The sequence below is a fragment of the Pseudomonas sp. DF5 genome (assembly GCF_058148225.1).
Genome location: NZ_JBYVYM010000001.1, coordinates 297,691 through 312,578, shown reverse-complemented (window position 1 = coordinate 312,578; position 14,888 = coordinate 297,691). Strand labels below are relative to the sequence as shown.

Below are 14,888 nucleotides of genomic sequence, written 5' to 3'. Positions count from 1 at the left end.
CTATCCGCATGTCTTCCACTTTCCGTTCGGGCCTTTTTTCTCGACACGAACGAACGCCAATTGCTCAGCGCCACCGACCTGCAGGGCGGGCGCTACGAATACTACGACGACGCCGCCGGGCCTAATTCAAACTTTTTCAGTTTTTCCAACCGATAATTGTTTTTCATGCTGGTTCGGTTGATGCGAACTAAGCCAAGAGGAGAAATCAGAAATATATATTTCATTTAAAATCAAATCTAGAGGTATATCCTCAATGCTATCGGCTATCTCGTCATAAGGGGCTGGTAATACATAGGAAAATCCGAAATCATCATCGAGAATTATTGAACCATTAAAGATTCGTTGACGCTTTGTAAGTTTTTTTACTTGGCCAAAAGACATCCCTGTAGAAAGCATACCTCTGTAAAGTCCTTTGTAATGTACATTGCAGCCAATTGAGAATATAGCGCCGTCAGAAAGGGTTGCTATGGTGATCGTGTCGTTTACCACATAGGCCACCCTCGTTTCCCCGTCCGGTAGATTATAGTTTTTTATTTTTATGTTGTGTTTTTTATATAGCTCATCGATATAGTTGGAAATGTTTTCCCCTAATAGTATGTCTGCTGCGGAGTGCTTGGAATTGATATCTGCTGTAAAGTCAATCATATTCAAGTTCCACCGTTCATTAACGTGCCATTAACATAGACCGGAGAGTCTTTTATTAGATCGTAATTTTTGAACCCGCCATGTCCAATTCTACCCAATACAATATCTTCTCCAGATCTATTGGCTTTGTACACTTTCCAGTAATCGTTTCCGTGAATGTTGGGCTGGATGGAGCCGCCATCTTGGATGGTAATAAATAACCCTAGAGTACGACCGCCTCTCGAATGCTCTGAGTCTTCAAGTGTGGGTAAACACTTGCTCGTCAAGAGATTGATTTTATCAATCATTCCTCAGGATAAATTTTCAGTTTGCTATTGTCCGTAAGTATTTCAAAAATGGTTAGGGAATCATCTGCGTGATTGATCTCATAAGACCTTTCCGTGAAGGTGCTTCGCCATATTTTTTCAGTAATCGAAGTGATTTTATCGGCGTTGTATTTATAAAGGGTTTCGAAGTATTCTCCCGTGTTGTTCAAGCAGTAATGCCCTGTAGCTTTGTCATTCAGAAACTTAATCAGGGAAACCGAGTCAAGGTTGGCCTCTTGGTTGCCGTTTAGCTCACTGCCGAATGTAAGCTCAAGGATTTGATCGGCCTCATGCAAAAAAAACTTTCTATAAACAATCCATTGCTTTTTAATTGTTACGTATTTTGCAAATTTTAACTCGCCTATTATTTTGTTATCTTTATTTAAGAAATAACATTGCCTGTTTTTGGCTGGCTCGGAATTTTTTTTTAAAAAACGTCCAGGCTTACATCCCTGGAGCTCCGACATATAGGGGGGCGGCGAATAGGAAGGCATGATCCCCATGCCCCAGATTGTCGTTTTGTAGTTTTTCTCCATAGACGATATAAGCTCTGAATATTTATCCTTATATTCATTGAGTCGTGCATATAAAAAGTCCTTCATGGGGTATCTCCTACTTTGCTAATGGGAAAACCTTTCCACCGTTGAGCTCCAAGTTGAGTTTATTTAAACCCGACTCGAATCCAGATTTTGTGTTCGCCCCTTTTAGGGTTTCCCATACGTGTTGTTTATACGCATTGCCATGTACTCCTTCCCCGGCATGAGCGGTTGCTGTTGTATTTGGTAAACGGGACTGTGGTTTTACAGGCAGCCATATACTATTTTTTTCTGATTTATGTCAATGCCAAGTCTGTCCATACGTCTTCTCAACCAGCGTATACGCACATCCTTCGAATTGGACATTACTATATGGTGAGCTCGATAGTTCGAATTTGGCGCTTTACCCAAACGGCTTCCAAGAACTTTAGCATCGCTCGAGCAACTTAGGCCCAGAGCGTCTATCCAAGTGAATGGGTTAGGTGAATATTGATAAAGATTGATTCCCCCGCCAACCCAATCGGATCCGGCGTAGTAAACCGCCCCACATCCGGATCATAAAACCTGAACGTATTGAAATGCAGCCCCGTCTCCCGGTCCAAGTACTGCCCCTGAAATCGCAGGTTCTGCTCCTCAATGTAATACGGCTCGCGCACCTCTTCTAACGTGTTGCCCCACACCCGATAACTCGCCTGCCAGACGTTGTGGCCGTCCGTCTCGGTGAGCTGTTCCGGCAGGCCGTTCAGGTCGTTGTGGTAATAACGGACTTTTTGCAGCGGGCCGGTGCCGTCGACACGGGCCAGGGGTTCGTAACCTTCGTCTTCGTAGAGGTAGAGGCTGGTCTGTTGATGGCGATGTTCCTGCAACAGGCGCAGGCCGTCCCAGGTGAAGCGGGTTTCGCCGAGGGGGTAGCCGTTGGTGTCGTGCTCGGTTTTTTTGATGCGTCGGCCCAGCGGGTCGTAGGTCATCCTGACCACGCTGCCGTTTTCGTTGCACACTTCAATCCGATCAGGAGCAGCAGAGGGCGCTTGAAGCAGTGTTCGCTGGTTTATTTCTTGCTGTTCATCACCGGATCGGCAAGGTTTTCATCGCCATCATTCATTCGCTGCAAAAGCTTTACTGCGCGGGAAAAACCTTGAGCGGCTGAACGTTCCAGCCACTGCCTGGCTCGTTCAAAGTCCTGCTCGACTATCCATCCATCAAGGTACATTTTCGCCAAGTCATATTGACCGTGGGCATCACCGGATTCGGCTCGGGGAAAGTGAAATTCCACCGTTTGGGATGTGGTATCAATCTCCCAATAATCGCGTTTGTTTACCTGGAATAGCCGAACGGTTTGATCGTTCACCCATTCAACAGGCCCCAGCAACGACTCAAAAAGACCCAGCGCGACGCTGATTCGCGTGACAGTGAAAAATGCTTCAGGCGTGTTTTTTGAACCCTGCATCAGGACGCCGATGTTGATGTATTGATCCGTGCGCCAAGCAGCCGTTGCAGTGAGCGTTTTGGACGGGTTTTTTAGTGAGCGTCCCGAGGTACCTGAGAACCGATAGTCACGTTTGATGATTTCAGCTTGGAGCTTATGTATCGGGTCGGTATCCCACCCTTTGAGCGCCGCCAGTGACAAAAGCGCTTCGTTAATGTCCTCGATTAACGACTGGCGAATGGCGCTGTCCGTAGCGTCCGCAGGTAGCTTATCGAGGTGTTTGAATGGATGAGAGTAGGTGCAAACATCCAGAAGCGTTTTCTCCGCTTCGACTGGAGCTTGCTGAAGAATTATTTTGGAAATGCCGCCAGCAGGTAGCTTGCACTTAGTAGCAAGAAGGTAAACGTAGAGTACGGCTGCCTCTCGAATGCTGTGAGTCTGGAGGCGTTCCGTAGGAGAGTCGATTTCAAGTGTCGATAAATATTTGCTCATCAGAATCTCTATCTCGTCGAGCTTGGCAGTGAGTTACCCACTGGACCTAATAACCTGGAGCCAATGCCTTTGGCCTTGGGTTCATTCGCTTTGGACAGAACGCCATTTTTAAGCCCCGTTTCTTTGTAGTCAACGGTAGAGATATCCTTATGGTCGTTGATTCACGCGCTTACTCTTCATCTACATCCTCTTCATTAATCAGTCCTTGAACAAACCGGATGAAATTCGAGCAGACATGCTTTTCAGATCGGGCCTGATTCTCTTCGGGGCTAAGATCATTGTCAAAGCTATCTATCGTGAAATAACTGATAGACCCCGAATCAAGATTCAGGCAAAAAAATTGCCGCCCCAGTCGTTCGCGAAAGGTAGAAGGTGTGCAGAAACAACCTGTTTCTTCAGCATGGATTGATAGGTCGACAGCAGCGAGGGGGTGCCATGGGCAATCAGCTTGAAGCCGGCCACTTCCAGCGGCTCGTCAAAATCTTCGCTGAGCCAATATGTCCGTTCCGGTATACCGCCGTTGTACTTGAGGTAATGGTTTTGAAGGTGGGGCGGTAGTTTCTTTCCGATAGCTGACTCCAGATAATCCAGGTCTGCTGGGGTAATGGCCGCTTCGTCATATGAGAATGTGTTTTCAAGCATGACTTCATCTCGTGTGGCTGAATTAATTTGTTAGTCGCGAAGTTGACCGCCACCTCCAGCACGCCGCCAAAAATGTCCGCCATCATGGAAGCCAGAAACCTAGGCCTGATTTTTATAAGGGACAAACGCCCGGTTGGCGTTATAAAAACCCAAGCCTTTGTTATTTCTGAATTTTTTCTCGATCATGGCATCGGCCAATTCCTGAGAGATCAAAAGGTCTCCCGACTCCGGCTCACGAGCGATCCCGCGCATTCCCGCAGCATTGTCCAGGAACCAGGTTTTAGTGAAATAGATGGTCGATCCATCATCGTCCCGTTCAGCGACAGATTGCCCTTGATCTATCGCGTTGACGGTATTGATCGCATTCACTATGAAAAAGGCTTCGTTGAGCTCTTCCCCGTCTGCAATGACGACAGCAGGCTGAATAAGCTGAATGTCCTGAGCAGACTGATGAGTGAGAAAATCTGCAAGTCGCTCAGTGACTAGCGGGACTCCCCCAAGTAGCCATAGGCAGTCATACGCAAACAGCTTTTTTTTCTTGCACGGAAAATAGACCTTTGGCTTGTCCATATTCAATGGATAGGGTTTTCCCGCCAACAATGACAGGTAGTCAAAATTCGAACCGGTGGTTTCATAAGAACCGCTTTCGGTGTCATACGAGCCGATCAGTTGTTCGCTGTAATAAGTAGGGGTTTTCCAACTTAAAATCATGTTTGATTTTCCTAGTCGTGATAAGCACCGGCCGTCAGCAGGTTGGCGGCGAGGTCGTACTCGAAATGCTTTTGCACGGTAGCCGGCGTCATCGAGGGTTGGCTGGTGTGTTCGGCATTGTCGTGTAAGCGACCACTGCGGCAGGTAAACGATCCTCGTATTGTTTATTCAGTCTGTGAGTTCGGCAATGAATTCTTCAAATGAGCTGCATACAAATGCCAACTCTTTTTCATCCATCAAAAAAAGGTAGATGTTTCCATAGTCATCATCCTTGACTGACAGAAGGAAAGAGTTTCCGCCTTGATCGTAGGCAAAGGGGATCATTTTTTTCAACGACGAAATGTCATCAGTTAAATCATGATGAACAACTTCAATGGATACTTCTCCGTGTTTGATTGGTGTGAAGCCACCCACCAAAAACTCGTTGTCGCTTTTGCTCTCAGGTGAATAGCCGCCATTATTCCTTAGGTAAAACTCTTTAAAGGCTGTTGGTAATGGCACGCTGAATTTTTTTTCGAATTCATTCAGGTCCTGCACGGAGAGGGCGTGTTCGGACTCTTCGAGGGTCAACCGCATTTGAGCGCTCCTTTTGTTTTGCTCTTGAAACGAGCTGGGTGAGTATAGGCCTTGCCTGTAGCAGCCTTGTATTGGGCTACGCCGCTATTGTGGCTTATACCACTGTGAGCGTTTTGCTTGATGAACGGCATAGCGTTGTAGGTAAAGAAGCGATGGATTCGACTGACCGGATGGCGAGAGAACATTATGAGTGCGAGCTGGAAACATGGGCACACCGACTAGATCAGGTGCCCATTTTTGTTGGCCGCAGAGATGAACTTCTAACGAAGTCCCTCTACCAGTCTCTGGTCTTTTTCTCCGGCCCAAGGATCGTCCAATAGGGACTTGGCTGGTGCTTTGCCGCTCCACCTTTCTACTGCATTATCGCTGGATCCGGAGCCGGAATGACCACACTCGCCCAACTGGCTGTACGTTTGCGTTGTGTCAGAGCACGCAATGCTGCTGCGTCGGGTTCGCCTTTTTTCGTAAATTTGACAGGTGCCAAAACATAGAGCATCACCTTTTCATCGTCGGGGATCGTCTCTTTTTCAGTTTTAGTATCCCAGGCTTTATCCACGGCCACGAAAGCATCCACTTCGTCTGGCCAGGCCAGGTTGGCATACCTGGCATCGGAACGACGAATCAAGAAACCTTCTGATAAGGGGCCATCATCGAACGCGTGGCGAGCGAGCAGAGACAGCAACTCAACCGGAAAAACCCAAGGACTGTGGGGGGTAAAACCTTGCTGCGTAAGAGGCCAGTCACCAGGCAAGCATACGAATAATTCGGTATGAGGACTTTTGGCAAAAAGCCCGATGGTGAAGAATAACTTGAACTTGTTTTTGCCATCAATACAGCTAATACGCAGCTCCAGACCCTCTTCATTAGTGACGGGACTCAGTTGCGCGGGTAGAACCCAGCCAGCGGTGTTGTGCACGAAAGTGACTATAGAACTACCAAATTCCTCAGGCCGGCTTTCAACAGTGTCCATGATACTGACCGCCCCCGATTTTTTTAAGGTGGACGCAATCTCTGTAAATCCCCAGGTATTGGCGATGTCCAATGGCGCGGTATTCAGCCTGGTGTGCAGTCGATTGATGTTGGCATGGTGTTCTATAAGAAGATTGACGACGTCCTGATGCCCAAAGGTAATCGCGTCAATCAGCGGGGTGGTTATGCTGTTAGGCCACCCATCCACCAAAGCACCGGCCTCAAGAAACCATTGGCATGTTTGTAGATGTCCATTGCCAGCGGCTGCGGCAAGTGGCGTGCTATTTCCGCAACTGACGGCAGGCTGGTCCAGCGCAATACCTAAAGACACCAACAAGCGGCAAATTTCGGTTTGCCCCTGCTCGGCAGCCATGTGCAGCAGGGTTTCATGCCCATCAAGGCCATACATAGGCAGGTGCAATAGAACGGAATTTTTCTCTAGGTGCTTTTTCAGTGAGGCTGCATTTCCCGATGCGATGTCGGTGTGAATGGTTAATAAAATTTTGATGTTCTTTTCATAAATTTCTTCAGGGTTGTTCATTTAAACAATGCCTTTTGTTATTTGAGTACCCATTTTTTCAATGCGTTTTGGACACTGGCCAGCCCGCTGACGTCCGCTTTCAGATCTGCCGGACTGATGGTCGCCTCGTTATTCGAAAATGTGTTTTCGATCATCATTAATCTCAGCGTTAATAGATCCGTCACCGTTCTGATCCACTTTTTCATAGAGGATCAATTCAGTCACCCTAGAGTAAATCGATTGGTTCGGTTCCGGTTAGCCGGGTCTTGAAAAGGGTAATCACCTGCATACTGAGTGGAACCTAGGCTCTATGAATTGAGCCGAACTTCTCCGTATCGAGCACTTCTGCACCTACCAGATTTAGTTCTTTAAGTGCAGTGGCGGCGTGAGGCGAAAAAAATACGAATCCAAGTAAAGTAATTTCATCGATACTAAAAAAATCTGTGCTGATATTTTCTTTGATTGTCAGACTGATGATGTTTTTGATTTCGCTGCTCGCTCGAAAATTAATCTTCGACTGTGTCTGATCGATCACGTCCACAGGCTCCTTGTCTATTCGTTGCTGGCGCATGAAAAAATATTGGCGCTGTGCGACCGAAACACCCTTCGGGTTGACGATCTCCAGTTCTGCGATCTCCCATCGGGAAGTCTTGAGGGTCTGGAAGACTTTCAGGAAACGCTCACTGACAATATGCCCCTCAAAGGCTGTGCAAAAGTCAAAGTCATAGCGCTTGTCCTTGGTAATCAGCACCAGCTTTTTCGGGAGGGGAGCGAGAGCTTCGTCGGGGCCCGCGTCGTGCCAGTCGGCATCCATCGCATCGTCATAGGCGCCAGGGCTGAACGACTCATGAATGACGCCATCAATGAAGGTGGGGCAGTTTTTGTCTTTCTTGAATGCAAGGGTATAGAACATGAAAGCCTCTTGTCAGCGAAGTACGACCGGTACTGGATTTGGTTCGTATTCTTCCTGAAACAGTCTTCTTGCGAAGGCTGCTTTGTAGTGATGAAACCTGTGCCTTGGTAATAAGTTTTGCGTTATAGCGTGCTTTGATCCTGCCCAGTTTTCTGTCCGCCAGGTCCGAATAGTCCTTGTGTGAACCATTGTGGTAAACCGGTCTGCCAATGGCCGCGGCCTTGGCTATCTGGCATCAGCAGGCCGTTGGGGGCTGTGTCCCGTGTACCGCCCAGACCAATGGAGTTCATGAATTTGTCATGCCTCTTCCATACCGCTACTGGGGTGACATGTTGGGCTTGCATGTTGTCACCAACGACGCCTCCCAGAGATGTATCGAGGACAGACCTGGGGCTCCAGCCTCACGTCTGTCCAGCCAATGGGGTTGGGTCCATAACCATAGAGGTTCAGGCCACCCGCCAACTCAATCGGATCTGGCGTCGTAAACCGCCCCATATCCGGATCATAGAACCTCAACGTATTGAAGTGCAGCCGTCTCCCGGTCCAGGTACTGCCCCTGAAACCGCAGGTTCTGCTCCTCAATGTAATACGGCTCGCGCACCTCTTCTAACGTGTTGCCCCACACCCGATAACTCGCCTGCCAGACGTTGTGGCCGTCCGTCTCGGTGAGCTGTTCCGGCAGGCCGTTCAGGTCGTTGTGGTAATAACGGACTTTTTGCAGCGGGCCGGTGCCGTCGACACGGGCCAGGGGTTCGTAACCTTCGTCTTCGTAGAGGTAGAGGCTGGTCTGCTGATGGCGATGTTCCTGCAACAGACGTAGGCCGTCCCAGGTGAAGCGGGTTTCACCGAGCGGGTAGCCGTTGGTGTCGTGCTCGGTTTTTTCGATGCGTCGACCCAACGGGTCGTAGGTCATCCTGACCACGCTGCCGTTTTCATTGCGCACTTCAATCAACCGGCTTTCGGCATCGTAACCGAAGCGTTGCAGGCCCCGTTTAGCACTGCGTTTTTCGATCATCCGGCCAAAGGCGTCGTAGCGATAACGCTTGTCCTGGTAGGTCAGCAGTTTGTTGTGCACCATCAGCCCGGCACCGGGTTGTGGGCCGTCCAGCAGGTTGGCGGCGGCGTCGTAGGCGAAGGTTTCGCGCTGGCCGTGCAGGCTGTCCTGGCTGGCAATGATACGGCCGGTGGCGTCGTAGTGCAGCAGTTGGCGGTGTTGCGTGGCGGGTTGCTGGTCGAGTTTGCCGATCAGGTTGTCGGCGGGGTCGTACTCGAAGTGCTTTTGTACCGCTGCCGGCATCAGCGATGGCTGACTGCTGTGTCGGCGTTGGCGTGAGCGTAAGCGCCCGCTGCCGTAGTACAGGCGATTGAGCCAGCGGCCGTCGGGCAGTTGGGTCTGGATCAGGTTGCCGAGTTCGTCGTAGTGGTAGTGCAGGCTGCCAGCCGCGCTGTGTTCGGCGAGCAACTGGCCGGTGGCGTCGTAGGCGAAGCTCAGGGTTTGTGCGTTGCCCTGGTGGTCGGTGAAGGTGACGGCGGTGAGCTGGTCCAGTGGGTCGTAGGTGTAGTCGGTGCGGCCATCGTCGGTGACTTTGGCGATCAGCCGGCCGACGGCGTCGCGTTCCAGTCGGTGAACGATGGGAGCGGGGGGCGACTCGGGGACGACGGCCAGGCCGTTGCCGCCACCACCGCGGTGATCGCGATGTTGGCCGCCACCTCCAGCACGCCGCCAAGAATGTCGGCCATCATCGAGGTGTGGCTGAGTGCATCGCCCAGCCGGGCGGCCCAGAGTGCGTCAGACATGCGGGATGTTTATCCGGCGCAAGCGTCTGGCCGCCGCGCAATCGTTGCGCTTGTTGAGTCGTTCGATGCCTTCCATTGCACCATTCTCCTTGTCGATTACGGCATGCGCATCAGCGCAGTCCTCAGGCGTTTGATCAGCTTCGGATCCTTGCAGCAATCGGCCGGCCGTATGTCATCCAAGGCCGGTACCTGCTGTTCGATCCACCACAACCCTTCCTTAAGTCCTCTTTTACCATAGAGGATGACGGCCATATCGAGGTTGCCATCCAGTTGTTTCGCCAGGGTGCGGGCATTGTCGTCGAGATAGTCCTCTTCGTATAACCGCACAAGCACTTGCCAATCGGCATCGCTGGGGTAATCGTCTTCCAGCTGTTCCAGCTGTTCCAGCTGTTCCAGCTGTTCCAGCTGTTCCAGCTGTTCCAGCTTTTGCGCTCATTGGTCGGGTCAGATCCAGAACCAGAAGACTAACCATAAAAATAATCAAAGAACCGTTCGAGGTTTTCTTCTAAGTCGGTTGATCGAGCACCTTCACAGCTGTTACCACATGCTGTGCATTAAACGCTGCATGCTATTTATCTTAGTGGTACAGGTAAACGTCGGGTTAAAGGTCGCAGACTCTCACGATCCGTCCACAGCCCCGGAAATACTTCAAATTTCAAATCGTCACGGTTAAGTCCAGTATCGAAATAGCGGCACAATCTGTCGCTCAAGTCTTCGTCCCCCCACATGTTGGTAAGCTCATACTGTTCAATAGCATCGCGATTTTTTGAAAGCTTCAGCTCGTTTTGACGCACGGGTGCCAAGCTGTAATCGATAGCGCAGTCTTTGCCGGTATCGATCAGGTCGGCACCGCGAAAGGGGAAGTCGCCCTCAAAGTTAACGTGCGGTCGTAACCAGTAACGTTCGTGGTCTGACAGGACCAGTGGAGTCGCAGGCTGTAGTTTTTCGACGGCAAGTCGTTGGGTAACGACCTTCCCTACAAAACCGCTGAACAGAATTTTGCTGTCGTCCAGCACGAGATCGCTCCAGATGCCATTAACGCTCTTCACGTCGTAAAAACGCATGACGGAATTCTTGATCATCTGGCCTACGGTATATAAATCGTCTCGCAGTTTGAGGCTGACTAAATCGCCTTCCTTCCAGGTTATGCGCTTGGCCATGGGGCTCACTCCAGATGCGGACGCTCAAAACTGAGCCCCGTTGTTTCGCTTACTCCTCGTATACATCCTCTTCATTAATCAGCCCTTGAACAAACCGAAGGAAATTCGAGCAGACCAGCTTTTCGGATTCAGCCTGATTTTCTTCAGGGCTTAGGCCACTATCAAAGCTGTCAGTGGTGAAGTAACTAACGGCCTCCGTATCAAGATTCAGGCAAAAGAAGTTACCACCCCAGTCGTGCAGGAAGTACCTGTTTTTTTAGCATCAACTGGTAGGTGGATAGCAGCGAGGAGTCGCCACCGGGAATTGGCTTGAATGCAGCCACTTCCAGTGGCTCGTCAAAATCTTCGCTGACCCAATAGGTCCGCTCCGGTACGCCACCGTTGTACTTGAGGTAATGGTTTCTAAAGGGCGTCGGTAGCTTCTTGCCAATGGCGGATTCCAGGTGATCCAGATCCGTTGGCGTAATGGCCGCTTCGTCATTTGAGAATGTATTTTCAAGCATCGTTAATCTCCACCAGCAGCTTTTTCACCTTACTTAGGACCAACAGGTACTGTCGATCTTGGTGAATAGTTCCTTGGGGGCTACTTGTTATCTGTCCTCAGAATTTTATTTGCCAAAGCCAAATCAAATTGTTTGTTTCCGAATATTGATTTGGTTGCAAGGACTTTTTTGAAGACGTCTGAGTCCAGGCTCAGGTCATTTTTCTGCGCTGCAAATAATGCGGTTAGAAAGGGGTGCGCATAGTTGTCAGGTTCTGCCAATACGTCGTCAATTAATGAGGGAGTGCCAAGGATGCAGTTTTCTGCCTTTGACAGGTAAAATTTTGTCAGTCGTTCGTTTATTTTTTGTACTGTTTCGTTTATTTCATCAGGCGCTGGAGTTCTAATGATGCCGCCCAGCTCGTCACCAAACTGTTTTGTTTCTTCCGATAATGAACTTTTCGACAAAAAAGATGAGTTCAATAGTCGGCTCTGATAGGGCGGTGATTGGTTTGTGCAGAAACTAAATGCCTCGCATGTATAAACCTCCAGGCCCGCATAGTAGCCATCGGCCTTGGTCAAGTGTTGTATGTAAATTTCCCCAAGCTTTTCCTTGGAGATAAGTAGGCCAAGTTTGTTTTTGCTTGCTTTCAGGTCCAAGTGGGATGACGTTGTCTTCTTTAGCGCCGCCAGTAATTCCGCTTCCAAACTTTTACGAATTTCTATGCTCATTATGTTCACTTGTAGATTAAAAGATTGAAGGTTGCATTGTGCTGTGCGCCTTTCCCACCCAGCGGCACCCCCGGCTTCCCTATGGTATCAACCTTGAATGTACCCTGCGTGCCGGCTGAAGGTTTTATCGTCCCCCCTCCCAGATGTTGTGTGGTGTTGGCCGGCTTAGTCATGTCGAAGACATTGGAGTCGGTTTGGTTGGGGGTCAACTTCCCGGTGCCGTGCTTCACTTCAAATACATGCAGCTTTCCGTTTCGGTCTTTGGCTACGAAGTCAGCCCGGATACGTTTCCCATTGACCTTCATAGTGACTTCTTCTGCGACGACCTTAAACCCATTCCGCTTAAGGTCATGAATCGCCTTGGTTCGGCCTTTATTGCCACTGACTGCGCTTTTGCATGCCCATCCCCATGGGTCCATCCACGTCAGAGGGTTTGGCGCATATTGATAGAGGTTCAATCCCCCCATCAACCCAATCGGATCCGGCGTCGTAAACCGCCCCACATCCGGATCATAAAACCTGAACGTATTGAAATGCAGCCCCGTCTCCCGGTCCAGGTACTGCCCCTGAAACCGCAGGTTCTGCTCTTCAATGTAATACGGCTCGCGCACCTCTTCTAACGTGTTGCCCCACACCCGATAACTCGCCTGCCAGACGTTGTGGCCGTCCGCCTCGGTGAGCTGTTCCGGCAGGCCGTTCAGGTCGTTGTGGTAGTAGCGGATTTTTTGCAGCGGGCCGGTGCCGTCGACGCGGGCCAGGGGTTCGTAACCTTCGTCTTCGTAGAGGTAGAGGCTGGTCTGTTGATGGCGATGTTCCTGCAACAGGCGCAGGCCGTCCCAGGTGAAGCGGGTTTCGCCGAGGGGGTAGCCGTTGCTTTTTCATCCATAAACCTCGATCGGCATCCTGCTCGGTTTCTCCGACGCATTGGTCCTAGAGTCCCCGGCCTTGCTCAGGCTTTTTTCTCTAAATAGAATTTCAGATATTTTTTTGGTCTTTCTTGAAAGGCTCGCGCCTTACCGAAGCTATAAGCATCGTCAAAGTATTTATAAGCCTGTGAATAATCTTCCAGTTCAAAGTAGACCATTCCCAAGTTGATCAACGGACCTGTATCGATATCTGACTCTCGGCCATCCAGGCGGCCTCGAAGTCACCGTTGTCGAAGTGCAGGTTGAAAAAAGAACCTGTGACCCATGACGACAAAGGTGTCCATTCAAGTTTTGGCTCAGGAAGCAAGTCCCATGCTTTTTGGTACAAGGCCCGGGCTTCATTTTTTTGTTTTGCTCATCGAGCTCATTGCCCGAGGCCATGATAGCCATTAACTTGTCTGCCAGTTTGGGATTTTCATTGGCTAAGTCTTTCATATGATAGTTCTGCATTTATGGTAGACGTCCTGCTTAATACTTGATCGCTGTAAGTGGCGTCAGATTTCTAATAGCCTACTCTAGGATTTCTATTGCAGTTTCCCATACAAAGGTTTGAACGGTCGTTCGACAAATTACCGTCCAAGGATATGTTTTGAATCATTCATTCCAAGTCTTCCTCATCGATTAGCCCTTGAACAAACCGGAGGAAATTCGAGCAGACGAACTTCTCGGATTGGGCCTGATTCTCTTCAGGGCTTAGGTCGCTATCAAAGCTATCAGCCGTGAAATAACTAACATCCTCCGTATCAAGATTCAGGCAAAAGAAGTTGCCACCCCAGTCGTTCGCGAAAGGCAGAAGGTGTGCAGGAAGTTTTTTAGCATCACCTGGTAGGTGGACAGCAGCGTGGAGTCGCCACCGGTAATTGGCTTGAATGCAGCCACTTCCAGTGGCTCGTCAAAATCTTCGCTGACCCAATAGGTCCGCTCCGGTACACCTCCGTTGTACTTGAGATAATGGTTTTTAAAGGGCGTCGGTAGCTTCTTACCAATGGCGCATTCCAGGTGATCCAGATCCGCTGGCGTAATGGCCGCCTCGTCATTCGAAAATGTGTTTTCGAGCATCATTAATCTCAGCGTTAATGGATCCTCACCGTTCTGATCCACTTTTTTATAAGGGATCAATTCAGCCGCCCTTGAGTAAATCGATTGGTTTGGTTTCGGTTAGTTGGATCTTGAAAAGGGTAATCACCTGCATGCTGAGTGAAACCTAGGCTCTATCTATTGAGCCGACCTTCTCCGTATCGACCACTTCTGCACCTACCAGATCTAGTTCTTTAAGCACAGTGGCGGCGTGAGGCGAAAGAAATACGAATCCAAGTAAAGTTATTTCATCGATACTAAAAAAATCGATGCTGACATTTTCTTTGATTGTCAGGCTGATGATATTTTTGATTTCGCCGCTCGCTCGAAAATTAATCTTCGACTGTGTCTGATCGATCACGTCCACAGGCTCCTTGTCTATTCGTTGCTGGCGCATGAAAAAATATTGGCGCTGTGCGACCGAAATGCCTTTTGGGTTGACAATCTCCAGTTCTGCGATCTCCCATCGGGAAGTCTTGAGGGTCTGGAAGACTTTCAGGAAGCGCTCACTGACAATATGCCCCTCAAAGGCAGTGCAAAAGTCAAAGTCATAGCGCTTGTCCTTGGTAATCAGCACCAGCTTTTTCGGGAGGGGAGCGAGAGCTTCGTCGGGGCCCGCGTCGTGCCAGTCGGCATCCATCGCATCGTCATAGGCGCCAGGGCTGAACGACTCATGAATGACGCCATCAATGAAGGTGGGGCAGTTTTTGTCTTTCTTGAATGCAAGGGTATAGAACATGAAAGCCTCTTGTCAGCGAAGTACGACCGGTACTGGATTTGGTTCGTATTCTTCCTGAAACGGTCTTCTTGCGAAGTTTGAACTGGACACAACCCCACCCCCAACCCCATGGGGCCACCCATCGGTTATTCCATATTGATAGAGGTTTAATCCTCCCATCAACCCAATCGGATCCGGCTTTGTAAATCACCCCACATCCGGATCACGTATTGAAAGGCAGCCCCGTCTCCCGGCCAGGTAC

General features: G+C 49.7%; 14 protein-coding genes and 3 pseudogenes. All 17 read right to left on the bottom strand.

The features are described 5' to 3' along the window. Positions 1 to 126 precede the first annotated feature (126 nt). On the bottom strand, positions 127 to 645 hold the full coding sequence (locus AC30D7_RS01495) for a hypothetical protein (protein ID WP_490132760.1): 519 nt from the start codon (positions 643 to 645) through the stop codon (positions 127 to 129). Positions 646 to 928: 283 nt separating this feature from the next. Continuing rightward, a complete protein-coding gene (locus tag AC30D7_RS01490; protein WP_490132759.1) occupies positions 929 to 1,552 on the bottom strand; it encodes a hypothetical protein in 624 nt (207 codons plus the stop codon). Between the two features lie 378 nt (positions 1,553 to 1,930). Then, positions 1,931 to 2,490: pseudogene (locus tag AC30D7_RS01485) on the bottom strand (RHS repeat-associated core domain-containing protein); the annotation flags it as partial. Positions 2,491 to 2,534: 44 nt separating this feature from the next. Then, positions 2,535 to 3,404, bottom strand: coding sequence for a tetratricopeptide repeat protein (locus AC30D7_RS01480; RefSeq protein WP_490132758.1), 870 nt, complete (start codon positions 3,402 to 3,404; stop codon positions 2,535 to 2,537). A 327-nt stretch (positions 3,405 to 3,731) separates the two neighbouring features. Beyond that, complete coding sequence (locus tag AC30D7_RS01475; protein WP_490132757.1) at positions 3,732 to 4,046, bottom strand: SMI1/KNR4 family protein; 315 nt, start codon at positions 4,044 to 4,046, stop codon at positions 3,732 to 3,734. A 99-nt stretch (positions 4,047 to 4,145) separates the two neighbouring features. After that, positions 4,146 to 4,757, bottom strand: coding sequence for an imm11 family protein (locus AC30D7_RS01470; protein WP_490132756.1), 612 nt, complete (start codon positions 4,755 to 4,757; stop codon positions 4,146 to 4,148). A gap of 168 nt (positions 4,758 to 4,925) precedes the next feature. Further along, complete coding sequence (locus AC30D7_RS01465) at positions 4,926 to 5,333, bottom strand: SMI1/KNR4 family protein (RefSeq protein ID WP_490132755.1); 408 nt, start codon at positions 5,331 to 5,333, stop codon at positions 4,926 to 4,928. A 352-nt stretch (positions 5,334 to 5,685) separates the two neighbouring features. Further along, on the bottom strand, positions 5,686 to 6,843 hold the full coding sequence (locus AC30D7_RS01460; protein WP_490132754.1) for an ankyrin repeat domain-containing protein: 1,158 nt from the start codon (positions 6,841 to 6,843) through the stop codon (positions 5,686 to 5,688). 17 nt (positions 6,844 to 6,860) lie between these two features. Continuing rightward, on the bottom strand, positions 6,861 to 7,028 hold the full coding sequence (locus AC30D7_RS01455; protein WP_490132753.1) for a hypothetical protein: 168 nt from the start codon (positions 7,026 to 7,028) through the stop codon (positions 6,861 to 6,863). 95 nt (positions 7,029 to 7,123) lie between these two features. After that, positions 7,124 to 7,735, bottom strand: a complete 612-nt coding sequence (locus AC30D7_RS01450; RefSeq protein ID WP_054594734.1) for an Imm43 family immunity protein — start codon at positions 7,733 to 7,735, stop codon at positions 7,124 to 7,126. A gap of 405 nt (positions 7,736 to 8,140) precedes the next feature. Then, positions 8,141 to 9,410: pseudogene (locus AC30D7_RS01445) on the bottom strand (RHS repeat domain-containing protein); the annotation flags it as partial. Between the two features lie 694 nt (positions 9,411 to 10,104). Further along, positions 10,105 to 10,692: a hypothetical protein gene (locus AC30D7_RS01440; protein WP_490132752.1), complete on the bottom strand. Its 588-nt coding sequence runs from the start codon at positions 10,690 to 10,692 to the stop codon at positions 10,105 to 10,107. A gap of 221 nt (positions 10,693 to 10,913) precedes the next feature. After that, positions 10,914 to 11,195 (bottom strand): SMI1/KNR4 family protein, encoded by a 282-nt coding sequence (locus AC30D7_RS01435; protein WP_490132751.1) that lies wholly within the window; start codon positions 11,193 to 11,195, stop codon positions 10,914 to 10,916. 80 nt (positions 11,196 to 11,275) lie between these two features. Continuing rightward, complete coding sequence (locus AC30D7_RS01430; RefSeq protein WP_490132750.1) at positions 11,276 to 11,905, bottom strand: hypothetical protein; 630 nt, start codon at positions 11,903 to 11,905, stop codon at positions 11,276 to 11,278. A 5-nt stretch (positions 11,906 to 11,910) separates the two neighbouring features. Further along, a pseudogene (locus AC30D7_RS01425) lies at positions 11,911 to 12,780 on the bottom strand (RHS repeat-associated core domain-containing protein); the annotation flags it as partial. A gap of 801 nt (positions 12,781 to 13,581) precedes the next feature. Next, positions 13,582 to 13,950 carry an SMI1/KNR4 family protein gene (locus tag AC30D7_RS01420; protein ID WP_490132749.1) on the bottom strand — a complete coding sequence of 123 codons (369 nt, stop codon included), beginning with the start codon at positions 13,948 to 13,950 and terminating at the stop codon, positions 13,582 to 13,584. Between the two features lie 85 nt (positions 13,951 to 14,035). Then, positions 14,036 to 14,647: an Imm43 family immunity protein gene (locus AC30D7_RS01415; RefSeq protein WP_490132748.1), complete on the bottom strand. Its 612-nt coding sequence runs from the start codon at positions 14,645 to 14,647 to the stop codon at positions 14,036 to 14,038. Between the last annotated feature and the right edge of the window lie 241 nt (positions 14,648 to 14,888).

Coding starts and splice junctions, on each gene's coding strand:
- AC30D7_RS01495 (WP_490132760.1), bottom strand. CDS start 645: ATGATTGACTTTACAGCAGATATCAATTCCAAGCACTCCGCAGCAGAC.
- AC30D7_RS01490 (WP_490132759.1), bottom strand. CDS start 1,552: ATGAAGGACTTTTTATATGCACGACTCAATGAATATAAGGATAAATAT.
- AC30D7_RS01480 (WP_490132758.1), bottom strand. CDS start 3,404: ATGAGCAAATATTTATCGACACTTGAAATCGACTCTCCTACGGAACGC.
- AC30D7_RS01475 (WP_490132757.1), bottom strand. CDS start 4,046: ATGCTTGAAAACACATTCTCATATGACGAAGCGGCCATTACCCCAGCA.
- AC30D7_RS01470 (WP_490132756.1), bottom strand. CDS start 4,757: ATGATTTTAAGTTGGAAAACCCCTACTTATTACAGCGAACAACTGATC.
- AC30D7_RS01465 (WP_490132755.1), bottom strand. CDS start 5,333: ATGCGGTTGACCCTCGAAGAGTCCGAACACGCCCTCTCCGTGCAGGAC.
- AC30D7_RS01460 (WP_490132754.1), bottom strand. CDS start 6,843: ATGAACAACCCTGAAGAAATTTATGAAAAGAACATCAAAATTTTATTA.
- AC30D7_RS01455 (WP_490132753.1), bottom strand. CDS start 7,028: ATGAAAAAGTGGATCAGAACGGTGACGGATCTATTAACGCTGAGATTA.
- AC30D7_RS01450 (WP_054594734.1), bottom strand. CDS start 7,735: ATGTTCTATACCCTTGCATTCAAGAAAGACAAAAACTGCCCCACCTTC.
- AC30D7_RS01440 (WP_490132752.1), bottom strand. CDS start 10,692: ATGGCCAAGCGCATAACCTGGAAGGAAGGCGATTTAGTCAGCCTCAAA.
- AC30D7_RS01435 (WP_490132751.1), bottom strand. CDS start 11,195: ATGCTTGAAAATACATTCTCAAATGACGAAGCGGCCATTACGCCAACG.
- AC30D7_RS01430 (WP_490132750.1), bottom strand. CDS start 11,905: ATGAGCATAGAAATTCGTAAAAGTTTGGAAGCGGAATTACTGGCGGCG.
- AC30D7_RS01415 (WP_490132748.1), bottom strand. CDS start 14,647: ATGTTCTATACCCTTGCATTCAAGAAAGACAAAAACTGCCCCACCTTC.